24 protein-coding genes and 1 pseudogene are annotated in these 25,740 nt (G+C 62.9%); 16 read left to right on the top strand and 9 right to left on the bottom strand.

From position 1 onward, the window contains the following. The first annotated feature begins 94 nt into the window (after window positions 1-94). Together BLR69_RS05030 and BLR69_RS05025 are read left to right on the top strand one after the other, a co-directional pair. Entirely contained in the window at window positions 95-1,003 is a 909-nt protein-coding gene (locus BLR69_RS05030; protein ID WP_071495791.1) for a LysR substrate-binding domain-containing protein, read from the top strand. After that, entirely contained in the window at window positions 1,000-1,356 is a 357-nt protein-coding gene (locus tag BLR69_RS05025) for an MmcQ/YjbR family DNA-binding protein (protein WP_071495792.1), read from the top strand. The genes BLR69_RS05030 and BLR69_RS05025 overlap by 4 nt, the downstream gene beginning before the upstream one ends. Here the strand turns inward: BLR69_RS05025 and BLR69_RS05020 are convergent. Then, a complete protein-coding gene (locus tag BLR69_RS05020) occupies window positions 1,345-1,728 on the bottom strand; it encodes a DUF1294 domain-containing protein (RefSeq protein WP_071495793.1) in 384 nt (127 codons plus the stop codon). The genes BLR69_RS05025 and BLR69_RS05020 overlap by 12 nt on opposite strands. Further along, window positions 1,725-2,555, bottom strand: a complete 831-nt coding sequence (locus BLR69_RS05015; RefSeq protein ID WP_071495794.1) for an undecaprenyl-diphosphate phosphatase — start codon at window positions 2,553-2,555, stop codon at window positions 1,725-1,727. The genes BLR69_RS05020 and BLR69_RS05015 overlap by 4 nt, the downstream gene beginning before the upstream one ends. Before the next feature lie 219 nt (window positions 2,556-2,774). On the opposite strand from BLR69_RS05015, the gene BLR69_RS05010 reads away from it, so the two are divergent. The 3 genes from BLR69_RS05010 to BLR69_RS05000 all read left to right on the top strand — a co-directional run bounded on the left by BLR69_RS05010 (window position 2,775) and on the right by BLR69_RS05000 (window position 5,734). After that, entirely contained in the window at window positions 2,775-4,409 is a 1,635-nt protein-coding gene (locus tag BLR69_RS05010; RefSeq protein WP_071495795.1) for a methyl-accepting chemotaxis protein, read from the top strand. Window positions 4,410-4,655: 246 nt separating this feature from the next. Beyond that, the gene (pnuC, locus tag BLR69_RS05005) at window positions 4,656-5,219 is read left to right on the top strand and encodes a nicotinamide riboside transporter PnuC (RefSeq protein WP_071495796.1); all 564 of its coding nucleotides are present in this window, start codon (window positions 4,656-4,658) and stop codon (window positions 5,217-5,219) included. Continuing rightward, window positions 5,216-5,734 (top strand): AAA family ATPase, encoded by a 519-nt coding sequence (locus BLR69_RS05000; RefSeq protein WP_071495797.1) that lies wholly within the window; start codon window positions 5,216-5,218, stop codon window positions 5,732-5,734. The genes pnuC and BLR69_RS05000 overlap by 4 nt, the downstream gene beginning before the upstream one ends. 109 nt (window positions 5,735-5,843) lie before the next feature. On the opposite strand, the gene ggt is transcribed toward BLR69_RS05000, so the two are convergent. After that, window positions 5,844-7,568 (bottom strand): gamma-glutamyltransferase, encoded by a 1,725-nt coding sequence (ggt, locus tag BLR69_RS04995; RefSeq protein ID WP_071488448.1) that lies wholly within the window; start codon window positions 7,566-7,568, stop codon window positions 5,844-5,846. Between the two features lie 160 nt (window positions 7,569-7,728). Between ggt and BLR69_RS04990 the strand changes: the two genes are divergently transcribed. Next, window positions 7,729-8,376 carry a TetR/AcrR family transcriptional regulator gene (locus tag BLR69_RS04990; protein WP_071495798.1) on the top strand — a complete coding sequence of 216 codons (648 nt, stop codon included), beginning with the start codon at window positions 7,729-7,731 and terminating at the stop codon, window positions 8,374-8,376. Between the two features lie 120 nt (window positions 8,377-8,496). Here BLR69_RS04990 and BLR69_RS04985 read toward each other — a convergent pair whose 3' ends face one another. The 4 genes from BLR69_RS04985 to BLR69_RS04970 form a co-directional block, all read right to left on the bottom strand. Further along, window positions 8,497-12,030, bottom strand: coding sequence for a molybdopterin cofactor-binding domain-containing protein (locus tag BLR69_RS04985; RefSeq protein ID WP_134434920.1), 3,534 nt, complete (start codon window positions 12,028-12,030; stop codon window positions 8,497-8,499). Continuing rightward, entirely contained in the window at window positions 12,030-12,512 is a 483-nt protein-coding gene (locus tag BLR69_RS04980) for a (2Fe-2S)-binding protein (protein WP_071495799.1), read from the bottom strand. Before BLR69_RS04980 ends, BLR69_RS04985 begins: the two co-directional genes overlap by 1 nt. Window positions 12,513-12,916: 404 nt before the next feature. After that, the gene (locus BLR69_RS04975) at window positions 12,917-13,351 is read right to left on the bottom strand and encodes a MarR family winged helix-turn-helix transcriptional regulator (RefSeq protein ID WP_010210647.1); all 435 of its coding nucleotides are present in this window, start codon (window positions 13,349-13,351) and stop codon (window positions 12,917-12,919) included. 155 nt (window positions 13,352-13,506) lie between these two features. Continuing rightward, window positions 13,507-14,559 carry a 2,5-dihydroxypyridine 5,6-dioxygenase gene (locus tag BLR69_RS04970; RefSeq protein WP_071495800.1) on the bottom strand — a complete coding sequence of 351 codons (1,053 nt, stop codon included), beginning with the start codon at window positions 14,557-14,559 and terminating at the stop codon, window positions 13,507-13,509. Between the two features lie 306 nt (window positions 14,560-14,865). Here BLR69_RS04970 and BLR69_RS04965 point away from each other — a divergent pair, with 306 nt between their 5' ends. From BLR69_RS04965 to BLR69_RS04940, 6 genes are all read left to right on the top strand, one after another. Beyond that, on the top strand, window positions 14,866-15,999 hold the full coding sequence (locus BLR69_RS04965) for an FAD-dependent monooxygenase (protein ID WP_071495801.1): 1,134 nt from the start codon (window positions 14,866-14,868) through the stop codon (window positions 15,997-15,999). Next, a complete protein-coding gene (locus tag BLR69_RS04960) occupies window positions 15,996-16,793 on the top strand; it encodes an alpha/beta fold hydrolase (protein WP_071495802.1) in 798 nt (265 codons plus the stop codon). Before BLR69_RS04965 ends, BLR69_RS04960 begins: the two co-directional genes overlap by 4 nt. 14 nt (window positions 16,794-16,807) lie before the next feature. Continuing rightward, window positions 16,808-17,560 carry a maleate cis-trans isomerase family protein gene (locus BLR69_RS04955; protein ID WP_010210656.1) on the top strand — a complete coding sequence of 251 codons (753 nt, stop codon included), beginning with the start codon at window positions 16,808-16,810 and terminating at the stop codon, window positions 17,558-17,560. Window positions 17,561-17,627: 67 nt separating this feature from the next. Next, window positions 17,628-18,260 carry an N-carbamoylsarcosine amidohydrolase gene (locus BLR69_RS04950; protein ID WP_071495803.1) on the top strand — a complete coding sequence of 211 codons (633 nt, stop codon included), beginning with the start codon at window positions 17,628-17,630 and terminating at the stop codon, window positions 18,258-18,260. 98 nt (window positions 18,261-18,358) lie between these two features. Continuing rightward, complete coding sequence (locus tag BLR69_RS04945; protein ID WP_071495804.1) at window positions 18,359-19,669, top strand: MFS transporter; 1,311 nt, start codon at window positions 18,359-18,361, stop codon at window positions 19,667-19,669. Window positions 19,670-19,697: 28 nt separating this feature from the next. After that, window positions 19,698-20,774 carry a nucleoside hydrolase gene (locus BLR69_RS04940; protein WP_071495805.1) on the top strand — a complete coding sequence of 359 codons (1,077 nt, stop codon included), beginning with the start codon at window positions 19,698-19,700 and terminating at the stop codon, window positions 20,772-20,774. A gap of 8 nt (window positions 20,775-20,782) precedes the next feature. On the opposite strand, the pseudogene BLR69_RS04935 reads toward BLR69_RS04940, so the two are convergent. Both BLR69_RS04935 and pdxR read right to left on the bottom strand, forming a co-directional pair. Beyond that, window positions 20,783-20,986, bottom strand: a pseudogene (locus BLR69_RS04935) (PLP-dependent transferase); the annotation flags it as partial. A gap of 541 nt (window positions 20,987-21,527) precedes the next feature. Beyond that, entirely contained in the window at window positions 21,528-22,901 is a 1,374-nt protein-coding gene (pdxR, locus tag BLR69_RS04920) for a MocR-like pyridoxine biosynthesis transcription factor PdxR (RefSeq protein ID WP_071495808.1), read from the bottom strand. A 131-nt stretch (window positions 22,902-23,032) separates the two neighbouring features. Between pdxR and BLR69_RS04915 the strand changes: the two genes are divergently transcribed. Genes BLR69_RS04915 through BLR69_RS04900 form a run of 4 tightly spaced genes read left to right on the top strand, consistent with a single transcriptional unit; the run spans window position 23,033 to window position 25,737 of the window. Next, window positions 23,033-23,509, top strand: a complete 477-nt coding sequence (locus BLR69_RS04915; protein ID WP_071495809.1) for a carboxymuconolactone decarboxylase family protein — start codon at window positions 23,033-23,035, stop codon at window positions 23,507-23,509. Then, window positions 23,502-23,942, top strand: a complete 441-nt coding sequence (locus BLR69_RS04910) for a GNAT family N-acetyltransferase (RefSeq protein WP_071495810.1) — start codon at window positions 23,502-23,504, stop codon at window positions 23,940-23,942. The genes BLR69_RS04915 and BLR69_RS04910 overlap by 8 nt, the downstream gene beginning before the upstream one ends. Continuing rightward, window positions 23,939-24,532 (top strand): FMN-dependent NADH-azoreductase, encoded by a 594-nt coding sequence (locus tag BLR69_RS04905; RefSeq protein ID WP_071495811.1) that lies wholly within the window; start codon window positions 23,939-23,941, stop codon window positions 24,530-24,532. Before BLR69_RS04910 ends, BLR69_RS04905 begins: the two co-directional genes overlap by 4 nt. 59 nt (window positions 24,533-24,591) lie before the next feature. Beyond that, window positions 24,592-25,737 carry a MalY/PatB family protein gene (locus BLR69_RS04900; RefSeq protein WP_071495812.1) on the top strand — a complete coding sequence of 382 codons (1,146 nt, stop codon included), beginning with the start codon at window positions 24,592-24,594 and terminating at the stop codon, window positions 25,735-25,737. Window positions 25,738-25,740: the final 3 nt, after the last annotated feature.

Here is a 25,740-nt window from a genome sequence, read left to right as displayed (position 1 = left end):
ATCCCGAGAACACCGCGATAAACCCGGTGCGCTGCGTTATCGTTGACGTTTTTCGCGAGCAAGCTCGCTCCTACAGTTCCCCCCGAGGCGGATCATGCAAGACCTCAACGACCTCTACTATTTCGCCAAAGTCGTCGAAGCCGGCGGTTTCGCCGCCGCCGGCCGGCTGCTGGGGATTCCCAAGTCGCGGCTGTCACGGCGTATCGCCGAGCTGGAAGAGCGCCTCGGCGCGCGCCTGCTGCAACGCACCACCCGCCAACTTACCCTCACCGCTGTCGGCGAGCGCTACCTGCGTCATTGCCAGGCGATGCTGCTGGAAGCGGAAATGGCCGATGAGGCCGTGGCCAGCATGTCCAGCGAGCCCCGTGGGCGACTGCGGGTGAGCTGCCCGGTGGGCATGGCCCAGCACATCCTGCCGGAGCTGGTCGCCGGTTTTCTTGCCGCCCACCCTCAGGTGCAGTTGGAGATGACCCTGGTCAACCGCCGCGTCGACCTGGTGGCCGAAGGCATCGACGTGGCCTTGCGCGTGCGCGAACTCGGCGATGAAGACCCGCTGTTGGTGACCAAACGCCTGCGCCAGGCCCAGACCGTGCTGGTGGCCAGCCCCGCACTGATGCTCGGGCGCCAGGTCGCGACCCTGGATGACCTCAAGCAGTTGCCGATTCTCGGCGCGCTGGAGGCGGACCGCCTGGTGCATCAACGCATTCTCGACCCCCAGGGCAACGCCCACGACCTGGCGATGGAAGCCCGCCTGGGTATCGACGACTTTATCGTGCGCAAAGCCAGCGCCATCATGGGCCTGGGCTTTACCGTACTGCCGATGATGTACTGCGAAGAGGAACTGGCGAACGGCCGATTGGTGCAACTGCTGCCCGAATGGTCGTTGCCCGGCGGTTGGCTGCAGGCGGTCTACCCGCATCGGCGCGGCGTGCTGCCGGCGATCCGGGCTTGGATCGACTACCTTGAGGAAGGCTTCAAAGGCTGTGGAGACCGCTTGCTATGAAGATGACCGAAGCACAAGTCGCGGCGTTCTGCCTGGCACTGCCCGGCGCGCGCGAAGACTACAAATGGGGTGGCGTGCGGGTGTTCTCGATTGCCGGCAACAAGATGTTCGCCCTGCAAAACCTGCGCGGTGACTCGCTGGCGTTCAAGGTCGACAAGGAACTGTTCCTGGGCCATGTGGACCGCCCGGGCATCCACCCGGCGCCGTACCTGGCACGAGCGCAGTGGATCATCATGAACACGCCCTACCCGCTGGGCGCCGAAGAACTGCGTGGCTTATTGCAACGCTCCCACCAGTTGGTAGTGAGCAAGTTGCCCAAGCGCACGCAGGTCGGATTGCTGCTAGAGGACTGAGAGCAAAGTGCCGCCGAGGAACAACTGGTCCAGCCAGAACACCTCATGCAGCAACACGATCACCCAGAACAGCACCTGGTAAGACACCTTGCGCGTCTTGTGCCGAAACACCTGCTGGGCAATCAACGCCCCCGGCCAGCCGCCCGCCAGCTCCACGGCGTGCAGGATGTTTTCCGGGGTACGCCAGCGGTCGGTCTGCGCCTTGCGCTTGTCGCTCCAGTACAGGAAAAACGCGATCACGCTGACCACGCCATAGGCCGCCAGCGGGATCAGCGTCTCGCCGCGATACCAGGCCAGCGCGGCCCCTATCAACGGCGCCGCGCACAACACTATAAAGATCGCCGCCTTCAAGCGCGGATACTGGATGTTCAAGGCTTGACCGCCGTCCAGTCGATCCAGCCGAACTGCCAGGTCGCCAGGATCAGCAGGCCGAACGCAATCCGGTACCAGGCAAATGCCGCATAGCTGTGGCTGGCGATGAACTTGAGCAAGCCCTTGACCGCGATCATCGCGAAGATGAACGAGGTCACGAAGCCGATGGCGAACACCGGGAAATCCGCCGGCTGGAACAGGTCACGGTACTTGTAGCCCGAATACAGCGCAGCACCGACCATGGTCGGCATGGCCAGGAAGAACGAAAACTCGGTCGCGGTCTTGCGCGACAGGCCGAACAGCAGGCCGCCAATGATGGTCGCACCGGAGCGCGAAGTGCCGGGGATCATGGCCAGGCACTGGGCGAAGCCGATCTTGATCGCATCTTTCCAGGTGATCTCGTCAACGGACTCGGCGTGGGTCCGGTGCTGGCGCCGCTCGGCCCACAACATGATGATGCCGCCGACCACCAGGGCGGTCGCCACGGTGATCGGGTTGAACAGGTAGTGCTTGATCAGGTCGGCGAAGATCACCCCCAATACCACTGCCGGCAACACGGCAATGATCAGGTTGACCGTAAAGCGCTGGGCATTGCGCTGGCTCGGCAAACCGATGACCACGTCGAGGATCTTGCGGCGAAACTCCCAGACCACGGCGAGGATCGCACCCAGCTGGATGATGATGTTGAAGGCCTCGAAACGCTCGCCGCCGAAGCCGATCAAGTCGGCAACGATGATCTGGTGGCCGGTGCTGGAAATCGGCAGGAACTCGGTCAACCCCTCCACAACGCCAAGAATCAATGCCTGTATGGCGGTCCAAAAATCCATGCTTCCCCCAAAGGTCTTGCTCTATGGCAAGCCTTGTTGATCTTTTTAATGGTTCACTGACGACAAGACCCGGGGCTGATTCTCAACCCCGGCACGCAAAAATCTTGTGAAAAATCAGACAGTATTCAGGTTTTCCGAATACAGGCCGAAAGCCTATCAGACAAGGCGGAAAAGTCGATGCGGCGCCCACAATTATAAAAAGCACGGAGTGACAGGACGATGAACAGTTTGCGCAATATGTCGATCAGCCGGCGTCTCTGGCTGATCCTGATAGTCGCCGTGCTGATGCTGCTGGCCCTGGGTTTGCTGATGCTCAAGCAGATCCACGGCGACCTTTACCAGGCCAAGCGCCAACAGACCCAACACGTGGTGCAGACCGCCAGCGGGATCCTGACGTTTTATCACGGCCTCGAAACCACTGGTGTGATGACCCGCGAAGCGGCCCAGAAACAAGCCCTGAGTGCCGTGCGCGGTTTGCGCTACGACCATGACGACTACTTTTGGATCAACGACCTCACGCCCGTGATGATCATGCACCCGGCCAACCCCAAGCTCGACGGCCAGAACCTCTCGGCCATCCGCGACCCCGACGGGTTTGCGGTGTTCAACGAATTCGTGAGCCTGGCCAAGGCCAAGGGCGCCGGCATCGTCAACTATCGCTGGCCAAAACCCGGTGCCGAAGCGCCGGTGGCCAAGACCTCGTACATCCAACTGTTCGAGCCGTGGGGCTGGATCATCGGTTCCGGCGTGTACGTGGACGATGTGCAGGCCGAGTTCAGCGGCCAGGTGTGGAAAGCCTCGTTTATCGGCCTGGGTATCGCGGTGCTCATGGCGTTGCTGGTGGCGCTGATCGCCCGCAGCATCGTGCGCCCGTTGCAGGACGCGGTGAACGCCATGGGCAACATCGCCAGCGGCGAAAGCGACCTGACCCGCAGCCTCGACACCCACGGCCAGGACGAAGTCACCCAACTGGCCCGGCACTTCAACAGCTTCACCGCCAAGCTGCGCCAGGTGGTCAGCCAGTTGCAGGAATGCGCCAACGCCCTGGGCCAGTCGTCCCAGGAACTGGGCACCAATGCGACCCAGGCCCATGATCGCAGCCAGCAACAGTCCCAGCAGATGGAACTGGTGGCCACCGCCATCAACCAAGTCACCTACGGCGTGCAGGACGTGGCCAAGAACGCCGAACACGCCGCCAGCGAAATGCGCGACGCCCAGGCCCAGGCGCAGCAAGGCCAGGTCAATATCGACGGCAGCCTGCAGCAGATCGACCAGCTCTCCGGCACCATCAGCCAGGCGGTGGAGGTGATCCGCACCCTGTCCGCCGAAAGCACCCAGATCGGCAGCGTGCTCGAAGTGATCCGCTCGATTGCCGACCAGACCAACCTGCTGGCCCTCAACGCCGCGATCGAGGCAGCCCGCGCCGGCGAGCAAGGCCGTGGCTTTGCGGTGGTGGCCGATGAAGTGCGGCTGCTGGCCCAGCGCACACAAAAGTCCACCGCCGAGATCCAGGGCATGATCGAGCGCCTGCAAGGCCACTCGGAGGCCGCGGTCAAGGTGATCAGCGACAGCCACAGCGCCTCGCAACTGACCATCGAGCAAGCCGGCCAGGCCGGGGCCAGCCTGACCGCCATCGGCCAGGCGCTGCGCAACCTCAACGGCCTCAACGCCTCGATTGCCAGTGCGACGCTGCAGCAGGCCCATGTGGTGGAAGACATCAACCAGAACGTTACCCAGGCGGCGGGTTTGTCCCACAGCACGGCGCTGGCGGCGGAGCAGTCGAGTGTGGCGAGTGCGCAGTTGCGTGGCCTGAGTGAACAGCTTGACGGCCTGTTGCGCCAATTCAAAGTCTGATGCCGCTTCTGGCGAGCCCGCTTGTTGTGGTGAGCGGGCTTGCCCCGCGCTGGGCTGCGCAGCAGCCCCAATAAATACGCCGCGTACTGCCTGACAGTAGGCGGTGCCGGATTTCAGGGCTGCTACGCAGCCCAACGCGGGGCAAGCCCGCTCGCCACGACAAGCCCGTTCATTACAGAGATAATGCCTACGCCAATCTTCTTTGGTTACAATCCCCGCCCTCTCCAACTTTCCCAAGGAACCACCATGTCCGGGCTTGAACTGTTCGCCGCCGCCCTCGGGGTGATCGCGGTATGGCTGACGGTCAAGCAAAACCCCTGGTGCTGGCCAATCGGGCTGGTGATGGTGTTGCTGTACACCTGGGTGTTCTTCGACGTAAAGCTCTATTCCGACATGCTTTTGCAGGTGGTCTACGCCGCGCTGCAGGTCTACGGGTGGTGGCAGTGGACCCGCGCCGGCGAGGTCAAGCAAGGACGCCAGGTCACCAGCCTGGGAGTGCCGGCGATCATCGCCAGCCTGGCCGTGGGTGCGGTGGGCAGCCTGCTGCTCGGCGCTGCCATGGCCCACTGGACCGATGCCGCGCAGCCCTGGCTCGACGCCGCCCTCACCGGCTTCAGCCTGGTGGCGCAGATGTGGATGGCACAGAAGCGCGTGCAGTGCTGGCCACTGTGGATCGCCGTGGATGTGATCTTCGTCGGGTTGTTCCTCTACAAAGGCCTCTACCTTACCGCCGCGCTCTACGCGCTATTCACCGTGATTGCCGTGCAAGGCTGGCGTGAATGGCGCGCCGACCCGGCGTTGCACGCATGAAGGTGGTGGTACTGGCCGGCCCGGAATCCAGCGGCAAAAGCTGGCTGGCGGCAGAGTTGCAAGCGCATTTCGGCGGGTTGATGGTCGGTGAATACGTACGCCATTTCATCGATCACCATCAGCGCGACACCACCCTGGCCGACATCCCGGCCATTGCCCGTGGTCAACTGGCCTGGGAAGACGCCGCCCGCGCCCGGCAGCCCGAACTGCTGATCCTCGACACGCACCTGCTGACCAACAAACTCTGGAGCCAGACCCTGTTCGGCGACTACCCCGCCTGGCTCGACAGCGAACTGCTGGCCCGCCACTACGACCTGCACCTGCTGCTCTCGCCGGACGATGTGGAATGGACCGCCGACGGCCAGCGCTGCCAGCCGGACCTGGCCGACCGCCAGGCGTTTTTCCAGTGCAGCCTGGAGTGGATGCAGCAGCATCAACAGGCGGTGCTGGTGATACGAGGGGATTGGCAAGCGCGCCGAACGGCGGCGTTTGCTGCGGTAGAGAAGCTACTGTAGGAGCGAGCTTGCTCGCGAAAAACGCAAGGGCACCGCGATAATCCAGAACGCCCGCGTTATCGTTGACGTTCTTCGCGTGCAAGCTCGCTCCTACAGTGAGCTACAGCGTTTAGTAACCCAGGGACAGGCCGGTATTGCGACGCGGGTCATTCGCCCCATAGAAGCGGTTGTTACCCACCGGCTTGCCATCCAGCGACGGTGCGCCGACCAAGATCGCCGCCAAGTGGTTGGCATCCTGCGGCCCGGCAAACTTGTGACCCCAGCTTTCGAGGATCTTCTGGGTGTCCGGGCTCACTGCAAACCGCTCGAGGTTGGTGGTTTCCGGCATCCACTGCTGGTGGAAACGCGGCGCGTCCACGGCTTCCTGGATGTTCATCTTGTAGTCGATGACATTCAGGATAGTCAGCAAGGTCGCGGTAATGATGCGGCTGCCACCTGGCGTACCGACGACCATCACGGCCTTGCCGTCCTTGGTCACGATGGTCGGGCTCATCGACGACAGCGGCGCCTTGCCCGGTGCGATGGCGTTGGCTTCACCCTGGACCAGGCCGTACATGTTCGGCACGCCGACCTTGACGGTGAAGTCGTCCATTTCATCGTTGAGGATCACCCCGGTCTTGCTCGCCATCACGCCCGCACCGAACCAGTCGTTGAGGGTGTAGGTGACGGACACCGCGTTGCCCCACTTATCGACGATGGAGTAGTGAGTGGTGTTGTTGCCTTCATGGGGCGACACACCTGGCTTGATCGCCTGGGAGTCACCGGCTTTTTGCGGCTCGATGGCGTCACGCAGTTTGGCCGCGTAGTTTTTGTCCAGCAGGTGTTCGATCGGGTTCTTCACGAAGTCCGGGTCACCGAGGTAGCTGTTGCGGTCCACATAGGCGTGGCGCATGGCCTCAATCTGGTAGTGCAGACCCTGGGCCGAGTGATAGCCCAGGTCGGCCATCGGGTAGCCTTCGAGGATGTTCATGATCTGGCAGATCACCACGCCGCCCGAGCTGGGAGGCGGTGCCGAAACGACATGGTAGCCACGGTAGTCGCACTCGATAGGCGCCAGTTCGCGGGTCTTGTACTTGTCGAGGTCGGCCTGGGTGATGATGCCCTTGCCGGCCTGGCTGGAATCCACCAGCGCCTTGGCCACCCAGCCTTTATAGAAACCGTCGCTGCCCTTGGCCGAGATTTCCTTGAGGGTCTTGGCCAGGTCCTTCTGCACCAACTTCTGGCCGACCTGCATCGGCTGGCCGTTGTGCAGGAAGATTGCGCGCATGTCCTTGTCTTTTTCAAACTCGCCGGTGGCTGTGTGCAGCAGGTCAATGTCGCCCTGCTCCAGCGCAAAGCCGTTTTCCGCCAGCTTGATCGCCGGGGCGATGACCTGGGCACGCTTGAGGGTGCCGTATTTGCTCAGCGCCAGCTCCATGCCCGACACGGTGCCGGGCACGCCGACAGCCAGGTGGCCCTTGGCGCTGAGGCCGTCGATGACGTTGCCGTCCTTGTCCAGGTACATGTCGGCGGTGGCCGCCAACGGGGCTTTTTCGCGGAAGTCGAGGAAGGTCTTGCGCCCGTCCGCCAGTTGCACGGTCATGAAACCGCCGCCGCCCAGATTGCCCGCCGCCGGGTACACCACCGCCAGCGCATAGCCCACGGCCACGGCAGCGTCGACCGCATTACCGCCGGCCTTGAGTACGTCGACACCCACATGAGTTGCCAAATGCTGGGCCGTTACCACCATGCCATTTTCACCGGCCACCGGGGCCTGGGAGGCGGCTTGCACACCACTGACGGTCAACACCAGGGCTGTGGCAATCAAGGTACGGCTGAAAGGTTGGTATTTCATCCATGGCTACTCTAGTTATTGAGACGCACCAAAATAGCCCGTTGCGGGTTTAATCCCCAGCGCAATGGCGTTTTTATTACAGAACTTGTCGGTCATAGAACGGACGTGAAAAAGCCCATGCTATATTTCGCGCCCTGACTGTCCTGCAAGGCGCTCTGACATGGTGATCAAGAAGACCGGCATCCGCGCCCAACAGGCCGACCAGACCCGCGCGCGCATCCTCCAGGCGGCGGTCAAGGTGTTCACCCGTGACGGTTATTCCGGCGGGCGTGTCGACACCATTTCCAAGGAAGCCGACTCCAACGACCGCATGCTTTATTACTATTTCGGCAGCAAGGAACACCTGTTCGTCTGCGTGCTGGAACACATCTATGAGCAGTTCAACAAAGCCGAAAGCAAGCTCAAGCTGGACCTGGACGCACCGGAGCAGGCCCTGCGCGACCTGGTGGCGTTTATCTGGAATTACTACGTCAAGCACCCGGAATTCGTGGCGATCCTGAGCATCGAAAACCTGCACCAGGGCAAGCATGCCCAGCAATCCGGCGAGATGCGCAGGTTGTCCGGGGAAGCCGTGGGCGTCTTGAAGCCGATCATCGAAGCTGGCCAGGCCCAGGGCGTGTTTCGCCAGGATATCGACCTCAAGCACGTGTACTTGATGATCGCCTCGCTCTGCTACTTCTATAACTCCAACCGGCATACCCTCAGCTCATTCCTCGGTGAGGACCTGGCGAACAAAGGGCAGCAACAGAATTGGCTGAGTTTTATCAGTGATTTAGTGATACGTGGCGTCACCCCGCCCTCCCTGTAAACACCCAATCAAAATGTGGGAGGGGGCTTGCCCCCGATACAGGTACATCAGCCAGCCTATGTCTAGCTGACCCACCGCCATCGGGGGCAAGCCCCCTCCCACCTGTTTTACCCCATTGCGTCAATGGGTACCGGGGTTGGCGCGCAGATGCGCCACCTTCTGCTCCACCCCCTTCCACTGCGGCGCATTCGGCGCAAATTGCCCGCGCAGATACGCCACCAGATCCGCCACCTGGCTGTTCGACAAACTGTCCTTGAACCCCGGCATATACCCCAGGTCCTTGGTCGCCGGGTTACTGATGCCTTGCAGAATCACCTTGATCAGGTTATCCGGCTGGTCGCTGTGCACATTGGTATTGGTCGCCAGCGACGGGCTCACCCCAAACAGCTTCGGTCCCAGCCCATCGGCATGGCAGGCCTTGCATGAACCTTCAAATACGCGTCGGCCATTGGGATTCGGCACGCTGACCGCGGCCGCCACCTGGGCCTCGGCTGCGGCTTCGCCATTGAGCGATGCCAGGTACACCGCCATGGCGCGAATATCCGCCTTGGGCAGTTTCGACAACTCACTCACCACCGGCCCCATCGGGCCTGCGGCCACGCCATGGGCATCGGAATAGCCGGTACTCAAGTAGGTGAACAACTGATCTTCGGTCCATGGCGTCGGCGCCTTCGACAGCCCTGTCAACGCTGGCGCCTCCCAGCCATCGACCATGCCGCCCGCCAGGAACGCCTTGCCGCCCTTCTCCGCGCCCATCCAATTGCGCGGTGAATGACAGGCCGCACAATGCCCCAGGCCATTGACCAGGTAATTGCCGCGATTCCATTGCTCGCCACGTTCAGGCCGCGGGGTGATTTCGCCACGCCGCAGGTTCAACGCGTTCCACCCCGCCATCAACGGCCGGATATTGAACGGAAAGCGCATGGCATTCGGCGTCGGCGCCTGGCTCACCGGCGCCTGGGACATCAGGTAGGCATACAGCGCCTGCATGTCCGCATCGTTGATATTGCGAAACGCCGTGTAGGGAAATGCCGGGTACAGGTTGCGCCCGTCGCGGCCAATGCCCTCGCGCATCGCGCGCTCGAACGCCGGGTACGACCAGGCACCGATTCCGGTCTTCACATCCGGAGTGATATTGCTGCTGTACAGCGTGCCGAAGGGGGTTTCCATCGCCAGCCCACCGGCATTGGTCGCACCGCCCGGTGCCGTATGGCACACCGCGCAATCACCGACTGCCGCGAGTAAGCGCCCGCGCTCCAGGGTGGCCTTGGACCAGGTGCCGGCGCTGGGCGGCGCAATCGGGGCGATTTCATTATGGAAGGGCCAGGCCGTCGCCAACACCGCGCCCAGGGTGGCGAACAGCGCGCCGAACCACCATTTGCGCCGTTTCTCCGGCGACTTGGCCGGCTCGCCCAAGGTGCCCGCATTCAGCGCCGCCAATACGCGCTCCGGGGTGATCGGCAACTCGCGAAACCGAATGCCGGTGGCGTCGTAGATCGCATTGGCAATCGCCGCCGCACTGGGCACCGACGCCGACTCACCGGCGCCCATCGGCGGCTGGTCCTGGCGCGGCATCATCATCACGTCGATCTGCGGTACTTCAGGGAAGGTCAGGATCGGATAGCCGCCCCACTCCTTGCTCGCCACCGTCGACTCCTCAAAGGTCACTCGCTCCTTCAGCACACGGCTGGTGGACTGGATCACATTGCCGTGGATCTGGTGCTGCACGCCGGCCGGGTTGATCATCATCCCCGAGTCATGGCCGATCACCACGCGGGTCACCGACACATCGCCAGTCTGCTTGTCGATGGCCACGTCCGCCACCCAGGCCGCCCAGGCCGCGCCGAAACCGGGAAACTTGCTGTGGATGTAGCGCGCGTAGGCAAAGCCCCGGCCACGCAGCAGATGGTCCTCATTGGCGGTTTGCATCGGCGCGGTGCGCGGCGTCCAGTTGGCGCGTTCGGCGGTGGATTTGACCAGGTCGATGGCGCGTTCGTCCTTGAGGTAGCGCAGGCGGTATTCCACCGGGTCGACACCGGCGGCGAAGGCCAATTCATCGATATAGGATTCGTGGGCGAAGGTGTTGGGCAGCGCCGACACACCGCGCATCCACGAGGCGCGCACAAGGGGCGCCATGTCGTTGATGCTCACGCGCATGTTGTCGATGTCGTAGGGCGGAATCGAGGTGCGGTCGCCCATCTCGAACATCGCCGCCACCGGTTCCACGCGGCCGGTCAGCAACAACGCCAGGGTTGGCGCACCGTTGGAGGGGTAACTGGTTTCAAAGTCGTAGGCGGCAATGCTGCCATCGGCGTTGAGGCCGCCATCCACATCCATCAACTGCGCAGTGCCCTTGGGCTCCCACAGGTGTTCCTGTTCACGGGTCAATTGCACGCGCACCGGTTTGCCGACTGCACGGGACAGCAGCAAAGCATCGGCACACACATCATCCGCACAATTGCGCCCATAACAGCCGGCGGCTTCCATGCGGATCACGTCGATCAGCGCCTCATCACACTCCAGCAGCCACGCCAGGTCGGCGCGCAGCAGGTGCGGGTTCTGGCTGCCCGACCACACCCGGCTGCCGGCCGGCGAGTAATCCGCCACGCCACAGGAGGGGCCGATCGAGCCGTGCATCTGGTACGGCCACAGGTAACTGCGCGGCATGCGCTGGCTGGCACCCGCCAGGGCTTCATCGACATGGCCCTGGTCAAGCACGGTGCGGCGCACGCGAGGGTTGTCGCGGATGGCCTGCTCGACATCACTCATGTCCGGCAAGGCGTGGTTCCAGGGCTTCCAATGCACCTGCAAGGCGCTGGCAGCCTTGATCGCCTGCTCTTCACGCAACGCGACCACGCCGACAAAATCGCGGATGACCACCACCGCAACAATGCCGGGAATATCGGCGATGGAGGACTCATCCACGCTCAACAGGCTGTTGCCGACAAAATCGCCGCAATCGAGCCCCGCATACGGTGGGCGGATCACCCGTCCATGGAGCATGCCCGGTACGCGCATGTCGTGCACGTAGGTCAGTTCGCCAGTGGCCTTGCCGGGGATATCCACCCGTGCGGCGCCCTTGCCCACCAGGCGATAGTCCGCAGTGGCCTTTAACGGCGCGTCACCGCTGATGCGCAGCTGGTCGTGCTGGCCGCTGACCAGTTCGCTATAGGTGGTGGTGCGCCCGTCCGGCGCTCGAATAACGCCAGCCTCCACTTTCAGGCTGGCGGTGCTCACGCCCCAGCGTCCCGCTGCCCGCGCCAACAGAAAACGTCGGGCTTCAGCGGCCGCGTTGCGCAGGGGAACTGCTGATATCTGCAACGTAGCGCTGGCAATGGTCGCGCCCTGGTTGGGCACGCGCTCGGTATCCCCAAGCACCATCTGCACCTGCTCCATCGCCAGGTCCAGTTCCTCGGCCACGACCTGCGCCAGTGACGTACGGATGCCGGTGCCCAGGTCCACATGGCCGTTGAACGCATACACCAGGCCGTCATCGTTGACCGCAATAAACAGCCCCAGCTCCTTGGGCTTGACCGTGGGCGTGCCGCCCTTGGCCACCGGCCCCGAGGGCGGCAGCACCTCATCGACGATCAACAAAACGCAGGCCTTGGCCAGCCATTGGTCACGGGAAAGCGGTAGGTTCGGCATGGTCATCAATCCACGGTCATCAGGCGGGCCGCACGCAGCACGGCGCGCAGGATTTCAATATGGGTGCCGCAGCGGCAGAGGTTGCCCGACAGCTCGTTGCGCACCTGGGCTTCGCTGGGGTTGGGGTTACGGTCGAGCAAGGCCTTGGCGGTCATGATCATGCCGTTGAGGCAGTAGCCACATTGCGCGGCCTGCTCATCGATAAAGGCTTGTTGCACCGGGTGCGGCGCCTGGCGCGTGCCCAGGCCTTCGAGGGTGACAATCTCGCGTCCCACGGCCCCCGACAACGGAAACACACAGGCGCGCGCCGCCACCCCATCGATGATCACGGTGCAGGCACCGCACTCCCCCAGGCCACAGCCATATTTGGGACCATTGAGTTCCAGGTCATTGCGCAGCACCAGCAACAGCGGTGTGTCCGCCATAGCGCTGACTTCGCGCCTTTGCCCGTTGACCTCAAGCGCTACTGTGATGTGCTGGCTGATCATGTGCTTCGCCCGTAACAGTTGGTGAAGTACTCACTACATGAAAAAGTCAAAAAAAAGCATCGCGGACCTGGGGCCTCGCGACACACTTGACTGGTGAAGTGGTTACTACATGAACTTAGAGCAAGATCGGTGCCAAGGGGTGTTGTGGCGAATGGGGATGTTGTGGTGAACGAGCTTGTTGTGGTGAGCGGGCTTGCCCCGCGTTGGGGCGCGAAGCGGCCCCGAAACCAGGCTCCGCGGTTTATTTGGAAGAATGCGGCGGCATTATTGGGGCGGCTTCGCCACCCAACGCGGGGCAAGCCCGCTCACCACAACATCCCCCCTCACCACAACAATCCAGCTCACCACAACAAGCCCGCGCGCCACAAAAACTGCGCTCACCACAGCATGCGCGCCTGCCCCAATCAGTCCTGGGGATCGTCAATCATCTTGCGCAACAGGAACAGTACCGCCACCCGTTCGGCCGGGTTGAGATTGCTCATGGTCAATTCACTGATCTGCGCCGCGCGCGGAGCGGTCTGGGCGACCAGTTCGGCGCCTGCCGGGGACAGGTCCACCACTACCTTGCGCTTGTCCTGCGGGTCCGGTTCCAGGCTGATCAGCTCCTTGGCCTTGAGCCGCTCGACGATCCCGCGAATGGTCGCCTGGTCCACGGCGGTCGCCTTGACCAACTCGGTCAGCGAACTTGCACCGTGATCGCGCAGTGCGCACAGCGTCACGAACTGCACGGCGGTTAGCTGGGAGTCGCCGACATTCTGCTGAAAGATCGCCAGGTGGCGCTGGTAGGCCTTGCGCAGCAGGTGGCCAACTTGTTCAGAAAAGACGTAGGAATCAGGCACGGCGGGGCTCGGTGGGTGGCTGGCGACGGGGAAACATATTACCCCTGTAGGAGCGAGCTTGCTCGCGAAGGTCGTCAACGATAATGCGGGCGGTCCGGATGAACGCGGCGCCTGTGCATTCTTCGCGAGCAAGCTCGCTCCTACAGAGGTAGGGCTCAGCGGGCCAGGGAGCCTGATGGGGCGACCACATCCCCCGCAATCACAACCGCCTCATCATCCAGGTACACGTCGCAATTACGCAGCGGAATATCCATATGGCACGGCGTCTTGCGTGTCCCGCCGACCTCGGTGTTCGGCCCGGTGGAGAACAGGAAATTGCCGTAGAACGCCCGCGCATCCATGCACATGCCGTCGTTCTTGTCGTGCAGGCCCATGGCCGTCCACTGCGCCCGTGGCTGCAGGCCCCAGCCGATATGGGAGATGCCGTACACCTCGGGGTCGTTGAAGTATTTCATGTAGTCACGCAGGTATTCGGCCTCGAACCCTCCATGGATTTGCGTGATGAAGCCCTTCTCGATTTCCAGGGTGATCTTCTCGCGGGTGTAGGTCTTGAAGGGCAGCAGGATGTCGCCGATGTCCAGCACCAGCACGCCCTCGGCGGTTTCTTCGTTGGGCCAGGAGAACAGGAAGCCGCTAGGCCAGTGGTCCCAGCGCCCCGGTTCATCGGCAAAGCCGTACTCGGTCACAGAGGGGTATTGCCCCAGGGCGGCACGGAAATCACTGCCGGCGCGGGATTTGACGTGGATCGAACGTGCCTTCTTCAACAACTGCTCGGCTGCCAGCACCCGCACCTTGTCTTCCTCGGTGGGCAGCATGCGCGCCAGCACTTCCGGCGGCTCCACGGCCAGCAGGATGCGCGTGCCGGTCTTGAGGATCTGCTCCTGCTCCGGCGAGTGCAGCAGCATCATGGTGTCGACGATCAGGTCCGCCGCCTCAAGGGCGCGCTGGGCGGCGATATTGCCGGTGAGTGCGGTGTCGCCGCAGTAGGCGGTCATGTCGTTGCCCATCGCCTTGGGATGGTTGAACGATGGCAACTCCACCGCATACACCTTGGCCCCCAGGCGCTGCGCAGCGTCCATCGCGGCACGCACGGTGCGCGGGTCGGAGTAATGGCTCTTGAGCACGGCGACGCTCTGGGTCGGGTCAACCTTGGACAGCTTCAACACGTGCTCGAACATCTGGGTCAATTCGCAATCGCTTACCGGCATTTTCCTGTCTCCTGTGGGCCTGCACCAAGTTCAGGCACTGCGCTTCACTCTAGTGCATTTTTATAGCGTACACGCCATTTAATAACGATGAGACCCGAATTAAGAACAGACTGCAAGCAGCGCACCACAACGTTACCTATCGAAACATTCCCAGTATTTGCTAGCCACATAGCGTTAAACAGGATAAATATGGCCAAAAAATAAATTTGCCAAGACAGGCTTCCCATTTCAAAAAATGAGCGTATACACTTTAAAACCTTGCGGACAGTCACCGCCAACAATCACAACGAAAGAGGAACACGCCCCATGGGAAGCACGCAAAAAATCGCCATCGTCGGCGCCGGCCTCGGCGGTGCCGCCGCTGCCACCCTGTTGCAGCAAGCCGGCTTCGACGTCGATGTGTATGAGCAGGCGCCGGAGTTTTCCCGGTTGGGCGCAGGGATCCACATGGGCCCCAATATCATGAAAATCTTCCGTCGCATGGGCATCGAAAAGCAGCTGGACCTGATGGGCTCGCACCCCGAGCACTGGTTCAGCCGTTGCGGCGAAAGCGGCGACTACCTCTCGCGCATCCCGCTCACCGGCTACGGCGCCTCCTACATCACCGTGCACCGTGGCGACCTGCATGCGCTGCAGATGTCCACCCTCAAGCCCGGCACCCTGCACTTCAACAAACGCCTGGAAAGCCTCGAAGAAACCGACACCCAGGTGCGCCTGACCTTCGCCGACGGCCAAGTGACCTACGCTGACATCGTGATCGGTGCCGACGGCATCAATTCCAAGATCCGCGAAGAACTGCTGGGCGTGGAAAAACCGCTGTACAGCGGCTGGGTCGCGCACCGCGCACTGATCCGTGGCGACCAGCTCGCCAAATACGATCTGAAGTTCGAAGACTGCATCAAGTGGTGGACCGAGGACCGCCACATGATGGTTTACTACACCACCGGCAAGCGCGACGAGTACTACTACGTGACCGGCGTCCCCCACCCCGAATGGGACTTCCAGGGCGCGTTCGTCGACAGCAGCCGCGAGGAGATGTTCGACGCCTTCAAGGGCTACCACCCCACCGTGCAAGCCTTGATCGAATCCACCGACAGCGTGACCAAATGGCCGCTACGCAACCGCAACCCATTGCCGCTGTGGAGCCGTGGTCGTCTGGTACTGCTCGGCGACGCCTGCCACCCAATGAAGCCGCACATGGCCCAGGGCGCCGGCATGGCCATCGAAGACGCGGCGATGCTCACCCGCTGCCTGCAGGAAACCGGCATCAGCGACTACCGCACGGCCTTCGAGCTGTACGAAGCCAACCGCAAGGAACGCGCCTCGCGGGTGCAAGCAGTGTCCAACGCCAACACCTGGCTGCGCACCCAGGAAGATCCGGCCTGGGTCTACGGCTATGACCTGTACGCCCAGGAACTGAAATCGGGGGTGGCCGCGTGAGCACCTTCCTTTACGGCGGCAACGTGCAGGCCAACGGTATTCGCCAGCATTACTTGCGTTACGGCGGCAAAGGCCCGGCGTTGATCCTGATCCCGGGCATCACCAGCCCGGCGATCACCTGGGGTTTCGTCGCGGAGCGCCTGGGCGAGCAGTTCGACACCTATGTGCTGGACGTGCGCGGTCGCGGGCTGTCCTCCACCGGCCCCGAACTGGACTACAGCGCGGACACCTGCGCCGCGGACATCGGTGCCTTTGCCGACGCGCTGAGCCTGGGCAGCTATCACCTGATGGGCCATTCCATGGGCGCCCGTTTTGCCTTGCGCAGTGCGGTCAAGCATCCCCGGGGCGTGAAGCGCGTGGTGCTGATCGACCCGCCGGTGTCCGGCCCAGGTCGGCGTGAATACCCGAGCAAACTGCCGTGGTACGTCGACTCGATCCGCCAATCCCTGGCCGGCATGGACGCCGAGGCGATGCGCGCCTTCTGCGCCACCTGGACCGACGAACAACTGCAACTGCGTGCCGAATGGCTACACACCTGTTATGAGCCCGCCATCGTGCGCGCCTTCAATGACTTCCACACGGTGGACTTCCACCAGGACCTGCCCCACCTCAAGGCCCCGGCCCTGTTGATGGTCGCCGGTAGCGGCGGGGTGATCCTCGATGAGGACATTGCCGAAATCCAGGACCTGCAATCGAACATCCAGGTCGCCCGCGTACCGAATGCCGGGCACATGATTCCGTGGGATGACTTCGACGGTTTCTTCCACGCCCTCGGCGACTTCCTCACACAATAAAAACGGAGACCACCATGCAGAAGCCTTACCGCATCGGCCAGATCGTGCCGAGCTCCAACACCACCATGGAAACCGAGATCCCGGCGATGCTCACCGCGCGCCAGGCGATCCGTCCCGAGCGTTTTACCTTTCACTCCAGCCGCATGCGCATGAAGCAGGTGCGCAAGGAAGAACTGGCGGCCATGGACGGCGAATCCGACCGTTGCGCCGTCGAACTGTCCGACGCCAAGGTAGACGTGCTGGGTTATGCGTGCCTGGTGGCGATCATGGCCATGGGGCTCGGATATCACCGCAACTCCGAACAACGCCTGCGCAAGGCCACCGCCGACAACGATGCCAACGCCCCGGTCATCACCAGCGCCGGCGCCTTGATCGAGGGGCTGAAAGTGATGGGTGCCAAGCGCATCGCCATCGTCGCGCCGTACATGAAACCGCTGACTGAGCTGGTGGTGAACTACATCCGTGAGGAAGGCTTTGAAGTCGTAGATTGGCGCGCCCTGGAGATCCCCGACAACCTCGAAGTGGCCCGCCACGACCCGGCCAACCTGCCGGCCATCGTCGCCGGCATGAACCTGGAAGGCGTCGACGTGATCGTGCTGTCCGCCTGCGTGCAGATGCAGTCGCTGCCGGTGGTGGCCAAGGTCGAGGCGCAAACCGGCAAGCCAGTGCTCACCGCCGCTATCGCTACCACCTACGCCATGCTCAAGGCCCTGGACCTGGAGCCTATCGTGCCTGGTGCGGGCGCCCTGCTCTCCGGAGCCTATTAACGTGTGGCGAGCGGGCTGCTGTGGCAACCCCGCTCACCACCGCAAACATGAATGAGGAGTTGAGAAGATGAGCGAACAATCCGCCGACGCCAACTACCAAGGCGTATGGGGCAACCGCATCGGCTTTGGCAAAAAGGCCGCGCTGCTGATGATCGACTTCATGCAGGGCTACACCACCGAAGGCGCGCCGCTGTTCGCGCCGGGTGTGGTCACGGCCGTGGCTGAAAGCGTGGAGCTGCTGGCCAGCGCGCGCCAGCACGGGATTGCGGTGGTGCACACCAATATCCGCTACCATCCCGGCCATTTCGTCGATGGCGGAATCTGGGTCAAGAAGGCCCCGGTGATGAAAGACATGGTCGAAGGCAACCCACTGGCGGCGTTCTGCCCCGAAGTATTGCCCCAGGCCGATGAAGTGGTGATCACCAAGCAGTACGCCAGTGCGTTTTTCGGCAGCAGCCTGGCGCCGATGCTGCATGCACAAGGCATCGACACCGTGGTACTGGCTGGCTGTTCCACCAGCGGCTGCATCCGCGCCACGGCGGTGGATGCCGTGCAACACGGGTTTCGCACCATCGTCGTGCGCGAATGCGTCGGCGACCGGCACCCGGCACCCCATGAAGCCAACCTGTTCGATATCGACAGCAAGTATGGCGACGTGGTGAGCAAGCAGGAGGCGATGCGCAAATTCAGGGAGCAATAAGGTTTTAGCCATAAAAGCGCCATAAGAGCGCGGTCCGCGACCCTACACCAACTGCCGGCTGTATAAAAAAACCATAAGTCACCGCCAGGAGACACCCGATGCCCATTGCGAATGCAGCGCCGGCGACCACGGTCGCCGATCCCGTCAACACGCTCTACCACAAGATCACCTGGAAGCTGATTCCGTTCCTGTGCTTCTGTTATCTGGCCGCCTACCTGGACCGCATCAACATCGGCTTCGCCAAGTTGCAGATGCTCGACCAGTTGCAGTTCAGCGAAACCGCATTCGGCCTCGGTGCCGGCCTGTTCTTTGTCGGCTACATCATCTTTGAAGTACCGAGCAACCTGGTGCTGGAACGGGTCGGCGCGAAGATCTGGATTGCGCGCATCATGATCACCTGGGGCCTGCTCTCGGCCTGCACCATGCTGGTCACCTCCACCACCCAGTTCTACATCCTGCGCTTTCTGCTCGGCGCCGCCGAAGCGGGCTTTCTGCCGGGCGTGCTGTACTACCTGACCACCTGGTTCCCCACCCACCGGCGCGGGCGCATCATCGCGCTGTTCATGATCGGCCTGCCGCTGTCCAGCGTGATCGGCGGCCCGCTGTCCGGCTGGATCATGGGCCACTTCGACCACATGGGCGGCCTGCGCGGCTGGCAGTGGCTGTTCCTGATCGAGGCAGTGCCCAGCGTATTGCTCGGCGTGCTGACCTTCTGGGCGCTGCCCAACACCTACCAGCAAGCCAAATGGCTGTCGGACGAGGAAAAGACCTTGCTGCAAACCGAGCTGCGCAAGGACGACGCCGATGGCGCCGCCAGCAAGCACAGCTTCCGTGACGGGTTTTTCAACCTCAAGGTATGGATGCTCGGCGGCATCGACTTCTCGATCCTGCTCAGCGCCTATGCCATGGGTTTCTGGATGCCAACCTTCATCCGCAACGCCGGGGTCACCGACACCTTTCATATCGGCGTGCTCACGGCCTTGCCGAGCGTCGCCGCCCTGCTCGGCATGCTGTTGATCGGCGCCAGTTCCGACAAGCACCGCGAGCGCCGCTGGCACATCATCGTGCCGTTTTTCATCGGCGCGGCGGCGATGGCCACCAGCACCTTCTTCACCCACAACGTGGCGGCCACCGTGGCGCTGTTCGCGATTGCCTCGGCGGCGATCATCGGTGCGGTGCCGGTATTTTTCAGCCTGCCGGCGACCTTCCTCAAAGGCACCGCGGCGGCCACCGGCTTTGCCCTGGCCTGTTCGGTGGCGAATATCGCCGGCCTGGTGAGCAACTCACTGATGGGCGTTGCGATCGACGTCACAGGCAGCAGCGCGGGTGCCTTGTGGTTTTTCGCCGGCTGCCTGATTCTCAGTAGCTTCCTGGTCATCGCCTTGCCGGCGAAACTGGTGAACCGTTGATAACCACAATTTTTTCGGATGAATCACCATGCAAGGCTTCTTGAAACGCTGTGCGTTGCTTGTCGCGGTCGGCCTGTGTGCCGGCACCACCCAGGCGGCAGAAAAGGTCATCTTCGACACCGACTTCAACGTGCTCAACGATGACGGCCAGGCCTTTATCATGCTCGCCCAGCTGCATGCGCAAAAACGCATCGAGCTGCTGGGCATAACCCTGGTCAGCGGCAATGCCTGGGTGGACCAGGAACAGGTCGACGCCCTCAAGGCCGTGGAACGCATGGGCGTGGAGAAAGAGGTGGGCGTCTACTCCGGCGCCGCCTACCCGCTGCTGCATGACTACGCCACTTATGAGGCGGAAAAGACGCTGTTCGGTTCCGGATGGCCGGGGGCGTTCAAACACCCTCGCCCGACTTCTCCTTCGCAGTTGGTCGCACCACCGGATGGTATGGCCACCCACACCCAACTGCGCAAGGAAACCGCCGCGCAGTTCATCGTCGACAGCGTGCGCGCCAACCCGCACCAGGTGACGATCCTCGCCGTCGGCCCGCTGACCAACGTCGCCCTGGCGATTCGCTCGGCACCGGACATCGTGCCGCTGATCAAGCGCATCGTGTACATGGGCGGCGCCCTGGAGATTCCGGGCAACACCACGCCGGCGGCGGAGTTCAACTGGTGGTTCGACCCGGAGGCGGCAAAGATCGTGTTGCGCTCGCCCATCGAGCACGTGATTTTCCCCAACGATGTGTGCGAGAAAGTCACCTTCGACAAGACGGTGTACCAGCGCGTGATCGCCCGTAAAGGTGCGATTGCCGACCTGTACAAGCATGAGTTCGGCCCGCTGTTCGACAAGGACCCGAGCTACCACAGCTTCACCTGGGACAGCCTGCCGGCGCTGTACCTGGTCAACCCCGCAATCGTCACCGAATCCCGCGACCTGTGGGTGGATGTGGACGCCACCTTCGGCGCCGACTACGGCCGCGCACTGGGCTACGCCAAAGGTGCCCCGGTGGGCACGCAAAAGGCCAAGGTGGTGTTCGGCGTGGACCAGAAGCAATTCTGGGATGGCTACGTCAACCTCGTGACCCTGCCGACCCCGGTCAAGCACTGACCGGCCGGGCGCGAGACCAGGGTGCGCGCACCGCGCAGGATCAGGTAGGCGTCGTCGGCACTCACCGCATTGCCGAAGGTGTCGCTCATGCGCCGCAGCGCCGGCCAGGCCGCCTGGGTGGTGGACACGCTGCCCATCATCACGTCGCTATGGCCGCCGAGGTATTTGGTCGGGGCCATGATGGAAATATCCGCGCCCTGCGCCAGCGGGCGTTACAGGGGTTGTGATTGGGTACATATCCGTTAGCGTGTTTGACGGGGCGCCTAAGATCAAAATCAAAAGCAGATCAAGAGCCAGAGCCAGAGCCAGAGCCAGAGCAAGAGCAAGAGCAAGAGCCAGAGCCAGAGCCAGAGCCAGAGCAAATCACCCTTCAACTGATACATGAAGATCAAACTGTGGGAGGGGGCTTGCCCCCGATGGCGGTGTGTCAGCCAACTCATCAGTGACTGACCCACTGCCATCGGGGGCAAGCCCCCTCCCACACTTTGACCGAGTACCAGCCATACAATCCGGTCGGCTCTAAGGCCGCCGCGCTCTTGCTTTTGATCTGGGATCGCCCCGTCAAACACGCTGGCCGAACGCAGGCTTGACTCCGTGGCTAGCCCACGGAGCCAAGCCGGAGTGAGGGAACACGGAGCCTAAGCGAGGTGCCGAGTGTTGGGGCAAGAGCCCTTTGCTTACTTTTGACTGGGCCGGCATTCCGGCTTTTCAAAAGTGAGCCGCTGTAAGAGCGGAACCCTAAGTAGCCGTTACCTAAATACCGGATATACACCCGCCAATCACATCACGCAAAACCATGGCAACCACAACCGCGTCAGACGCCGAAGCCACATTGGTAAACCCCATCAACACCCCCTGCCCCCGCCCAGCCTCAAGCGTCCAGGAAGACAACGCCTGCACCGCCAACCCCGCTCTACCAGCGGCCTCAACCACGACAAGGTCCGGCACATCCACCACCAACCGCGCCAGCAAATTGATCCCCCCCGCCTGCTCATCCACCCGCAGATACCCCGCGCAATGCACACGCAACGCCTCCACCAGATACCCCCTGCGCTGCGCATACAACTGGCGCATCTTCTTCAAATGCCGGGTGAAATGTCCCTGCTCGAGAAAATCCGCGGCCGTCAGCTGCAACAACTGCGCCCCACGCTGCTGCAATGCCTCGGCCGCCCCAGCAAACGCCGACACCAACGACTCAGGCACCACCAGATAACCCAAGCGCAACCCCGGAAACAGCATCTTGCTGAAGCTCCCTGCGTAGATCACCCGATCATCCCCATCCTGGCTCTTGAGCGCCGCCAACGGCTGGCCGCGATAGCGGAATTCACTGTCATAGTCATCCTCCACTACCCAACTGCCCTGCTCCCGCGCCCATTCCAGCAAGGCCTGCCGCCGCGCCGGGCTCAGCGCCACACCCAAGGGGCTCTGGTGCGCCGGGGTGACGATCGCCAGTCGCGCCTCCCGCCCCCGTGCGATGCCCTGCGCCACATCCAGCCCATCGCGATCCACTGGCACCGGCACCAGCTCCACACCGCGATGCTTCAACAACTGCCGTGCATGCAAGTACCCGGGGTCTTCAAACCAGCAGCGCTGCCCCGCCATTGCCAGCGCTTCGCAGACCAGGGTGAGGCCGCCCGCATACCCGGCACACACAAACACCTGCTGCGGCGTGCATTCCACGCCGCGATACAACGCCAGGTAGCTGGCAATCGCCACGCGCAGCGCCTGGGTGCCGCGCACATCGCCCATCGCCAGGCTGTCCGCATCGGTGCGGCGCACTTGCTGGGTGACCAGGCGTGCCCACAGTTTGCGGGGGAACGCATCCAGGGCGGGCAGGCCCATTTGCAACGGCCGAGGGCCTGACGTCACCGGCAGCGCAACCGGCATGGGTTTCACCGAGACCTGCGGCAACGCCTCGGCAATCACTGTGCCCGCTTGCCCGCGCGCTTCGAAGAACCCTTCGCTGACCAACAGTTGATACGCCGCCTCCACCGTACCCCGCGCTACCTTGAGTTCCTGGGCCAGCGCCCGCACCGAGGGCACGCGCTCGCCGGGGCGCAGTTGGCCCTGGTCGATGGCCTGGCGAAAACGCCGGTAGATTTCCTGGTATTTGGGCAGTGACGACATCGCAAGAGGCTCGGCGGGAAGACAGGGCGAAGTCTGATCATGTCCCAACCGACTTGTCCAATCATGCCCCTGTCAGCCCACCCGGCCAGCCACGAAAATGGCGCATCCCTTCACCGCCACAAGGATCGCTCATGAAACACCGCCTCGACTACGCCCTGGCCGCACCCGCCGGTTATAAAGCCCTGGGCTCGGTGCACAGTTATATCCACGGCTGCGGCCTGGAAAAAGAACTGATCGACCTGGTGTACCTGCGGGTCTCGCAGCTCAACGGCTGCGCCTATTGCCTGGACAGCCACTCCCGCGACCTGCTCAAGCTGGGCGTGAGCCTGGAAAAGATCATGTTGCTGGCCGCCTGGCGCGAGGGGCTGCCGCTGTACACCCCGCGTGAACAGGCCGCCCTGGCCTGGGCCGAGGTGGTCACGCCGGTCGCGCAAACCCAGGTGCCGGATGCGGACTACGCGCAGGTCGCAGCAGTGTTCAGCGACAAGGAAGTCGCCGACCTGACCCTGGCCATCAGCTTGATGAACGCCCTCAACCGTGTCGCCATCAGCTTTCGCAAAGTGCCGGCGGCGGTCAAGGCCCACCTGGAGAACCACAGCCATGAATGAACACGTCGAATTCGTCCACATGGAAACCGAGGCCGATTACCTCGCCAGCTTTGCGGTGATGCAGCAACTGCGCCCACACCTCAGCGACGCCACGGCATTCGCCGAGCAAGTCCAGCGCCAACGGCAAAACGGCTACCGCCTGCTCGCCGCATGGGAGAACGGCCAGGTGATCGGCCTGGCCGGCTACCGGCTGACCGAGAACACCCTGTATGGCCGCTTTATCTACGTGGATGACCTGGTGGTAGACGCCACGTTGCAGCGGCGCCGCCTCGGTGAACAACTGCTCGACCGCGTGCGTGAAGAAACCCGCGCCCGTGGCTATCGCTGGCTGGTACTGGACACCGGCATGCACATGGCCCTGGCCCAGCGCTTCTATTTCCGCCAGGGCCTGTTGCCCCTCGGCATGCACTTTTCCCAGGACCTCAGTCAATGACCCGCGCCCTGCTCCTCGGTTTCAGCCCCCACGGCAAAGCCGCGCAGACCTTCAAACTGGCCCGTGCCCTGCTGCGCGACCTGGTGCCGCACGCCGAGGTGACCGAGCGTGACTACGGCGGCCAGGCGCTGCCGCCGCTGACCCGTGAATACGCCAACGCACTCACCACATCCGGGGGCCTGAGCGGCAGTGCCACGGCACTCTCGGAACAATTGATCGTAGAACTGGAAGCCTGCGACCTGCTGATCCTGTGCACCCCAGTGCACAATTTCACCGTGCCGGCGGCGCTCAAGGCCTGGATCGACCATGTGGTGCGTATCCAGCGCAGCTTCACGGTGAATGCGCAATTCGCCAAGGTCGGCTTGCTGGAGGACAGGCGCACCTTTGTGCTGGTCAGCTCGGGTAACGCCCGCAAAGGCCATGAACCAGACTTCCTGACGCCGTACATGACCGCCATCCTGGCGACCGTGGGCATTGAGTCAGTGGATTTCGTGTACCTGCCGGCCATGGTGCGCGGTGAAGACGCTGTCAATCGCGCCCTGGAACAGGCGCATCGGCAACTGTCGCTCGCAATCAGCTCTGGCCTATAAAAATAATGGCGCTAGAATCAGCGCCATTCCTGCGCCTGACGCCCTGATACGAGCCCCCCATGAGCTTTGATTTCGACACGATCCACTCCCGCCTCGGCACCGGCAGTACCAAGTGGAACCGCTACCCGCAAGACGTTCTGCCGATGTGGATCGCCGACATGGACATCGCCGCCCCGCCCGCCGTGCTGAAGGCCCTGCACGCACGTCTCGACCAACAGGTGCTGGGCTACAGCGTCGCCGGTCCGGAGGTGCGCGAGGCAATCATCGCCGACCTGTGGGCCAAGTACGCCTGGCGCGTGCAGCCGGATGAGCTGCTGTTTTTGCCGGGCGTGGAGCCGGGTTTCAATATGGCGCTGCATGCGTTTGTCCAACCGGGGCAACCGGTGGTGCTGCAAACCCCCAACTACCGGCCGATCCGCCTGGCACCGGGGCATTGGAACCTGCCGCGCATCGAAGTGCCGTTCGAGCTGGTCAACGGCGAATACCTCACGCCACTGCCAGCGATGCGCCAGGCGCTCACCGGCGCCGGTGCGCTGTTGTTGAGCAACCCGCACAACCCCATGGGCAAAGTCTTCCCCCGTGAAGAACTGCTGGCCGTGGCCAATGCCTGCCTGGAACACGGCGCGTTGATCATCTCCGACGAAATCCACGCCGAGCTGTGCTTCGACGATCGCCGCCACATCCCCACCGCCAGCCTCAGCCCCGAGATCGCCCAGCGCACCATCACGCTGATGTCGGCGAGCAAGGCCTATAACGTCGCCGGCCTGAAGACTTGCTTCGCCGTGGTGCAGAACGCCGAGATCCGCGAACGCTTCAACCACGCCCGTTGCGGCATGGTCGACAGCGTCAGCCCCCTGGGCCTGGAAGCCACCCGCGCCGCCTACAGCAAATGCGCCGACTGGCTCGACGCCTTGGTGCAGTACCTGCAAGCCAACCGCGACTACCTGCTCAACGCCGTGCAGACCCGCCTGCCCGGCGTGGTCATGCACGCGCCGCAAGGCACCTACCTGGCCTGGCTGGATTGCAGCGCCCTGGGCCTGGATGACCCGCAGCAGTTCTTCCTGGAACAGGCCAAGGTCGGCTTGAGCGCCGGCATCGAGTTCGGTGATGACAGCCAGCAATTCGTGCGCCTGAACTTCGGCTGCCCACGGGCGATGCTGGAGGAAGGCTTGCAGCGTATGGAGCGCAGCCTGCAACAACGCTGAGAT

It is taken from the genome of Pseudomonas azotoformans (genome assembly GCF_900103345.1).
GTDB lineage: Bacteria > Pseudomonadota > Gammaproteobacteria > Pseudomonadales > Pseudomonadaceae > Aquipseudomonas > Aquipseudomonas azotoformans.
Note: the sequence above shows the minus strand (reverse complement) of the source record. Positions and strands in the feature narration are given on the sequence as shown.

Bases quoted from the DNA above. Each gene is read 5' to 3' on its own strand.
- BLR69_RS05030 (WP_071495791.1), top strand. From the start codon at position 95: ATGCAAGACCTCAACGACCTCTACTATTTCGCCAAAGTCGTCGAAGCC.
- BLR69_RS05025 (WP_071495792.1), top strand. From the start codon at position 1,000: ATGAAGATGACCGAAGCACAAGTCGCGGCGTTCTGCCTGGCACTGCCC.
- BLR69_RS05015 (WP_071495794.1), bottom strand. From the start codon at position 2,555: ATGGATTTTTGGACCGCCATACAGGCATTGATTCTTGGCGTTGTGGAG.
- BLR69_RS05010 (WP_071495795.1), top strand. From the start codon at position 2,775: ATGAACAGTTTGCGCAATATGTCGATCAGCCGGCGTCTCTGGCTGATC.
- pnuC (WP_071495796.1), top strand. From the start codon at position 4,656: ATGTCCGGGCTTGAACTGTTCGCCGCCGCCCTCGGGGTGATCGCGGTA.
- BLR69_RS05000 (WP_071495797.1), top strand. From the start codon at position 5,216: ATGAAGGTGGTGGTACTGGCCGGCCCGGAATCCAGCGGCAAAAGCTGG.
- ggt (WP_071488448.1), bottom strand. From the start codon at position 7,568: ATGAAATACCAACCTTTCAGCCGTACCTTGATTGCCACAGCCCTGGTG.
- BLR69_RS04990 (WP_071495798.1), top strand. From the start codon at position 7,729: ATGGTGATCAAGAAGACCGGCATCCGCGCCCAACAGGCCGACCAGACC.
- BLR69_RS04985 (WP_134434920.1), bottom strand. From the start codon at position 12,030: ATGACCATGCCGAACCTACCGCTTTCCCGTGACCAATGGCTGGCCAAG.
- BLR69_RS04980 (WP_071495799.1), bottom strand. From the start codon at position 12,512: ATGATCAGCCAGCACATCACAGTAGCGCTTGAGGTCAACGGGCAAAGG.
- BLR69_RS04970 (WP_071495800.1), bottom strand. From the start codon at position 14,559: ATGCCGGTAAGCGATTGCGAATTGACCCAGATGTTCGAGCACGTGTTG.
- BLR69_RS04965 (WP_071495801.1), top strand. From the start codon at position 14,866: ATGGGAAGCACGCAAAAAATCGCCATCGTCGGCGCCGGCCTCGGCGGT.
- BLR69_RS04955 (WP_010210656.1), top strand. From the start codon at position 16,808: ATGCAGAAGCCTTACCGCATCGGCCAGATCGTGCCGAGCTCCAACACC.
- BLR69_RS04950 (WP_071495803.1), top strand. From the start codon at position 17,628: ATGAGCGAACAATCCGCCGACGCCAACTACCAAGGCGTATGGGGCAAC.
- BLR69_RS04945 (WP_071495804.1), top strand. From the start codon at position 18,359: ATGCCCATTGCGAATGCAGCGCCGGCGACCACGGTCGCCGATCCCGTC.
- BLR69_RS04940 (WP_071495805.1), top strand. From the start codon at position 19,698: ATGCAAGGCTTCTTGAAACGCTGTGCGTTGCTTGTCGCGGTCGGCCTG.
- pdxR (WP_071495808.1), bottom strand. From the start codon at position 22,901: ATGTCGTCACTGCCCAAATACCAGGAAATCTACCGGCGTTTTCGCCAG.
- BLR69_RS04915 (WP_071495809.1), top strand. From the start codon at position 23,033: ATGAAACACCGCCTCGACTACGCCCTGGCCGCACCCGCCGGTTATAAA.
- BLR69_RS04910 (WP_071495810.1), top strand. From the start codon at position 23,502: ATGAATGAACACGTCGAATTCGTCCACATGGAAACCGAGGCCGATTAC.
- BLR69_RS04905 (WP_071495811.1), top strand. From the start codon at position 23,939: ATGACCCGCGCCCTGCTCCTCGGTTTCAGCCCCCACGGCAAAGCCGCG.
- BLR69_RS04900 (WP_071495812.1), top strand. From the start codon at position 24,592: ATGAGCTTTGATTTCGACACGATCCACTCCCGCCTCGGCACCGGCAGT.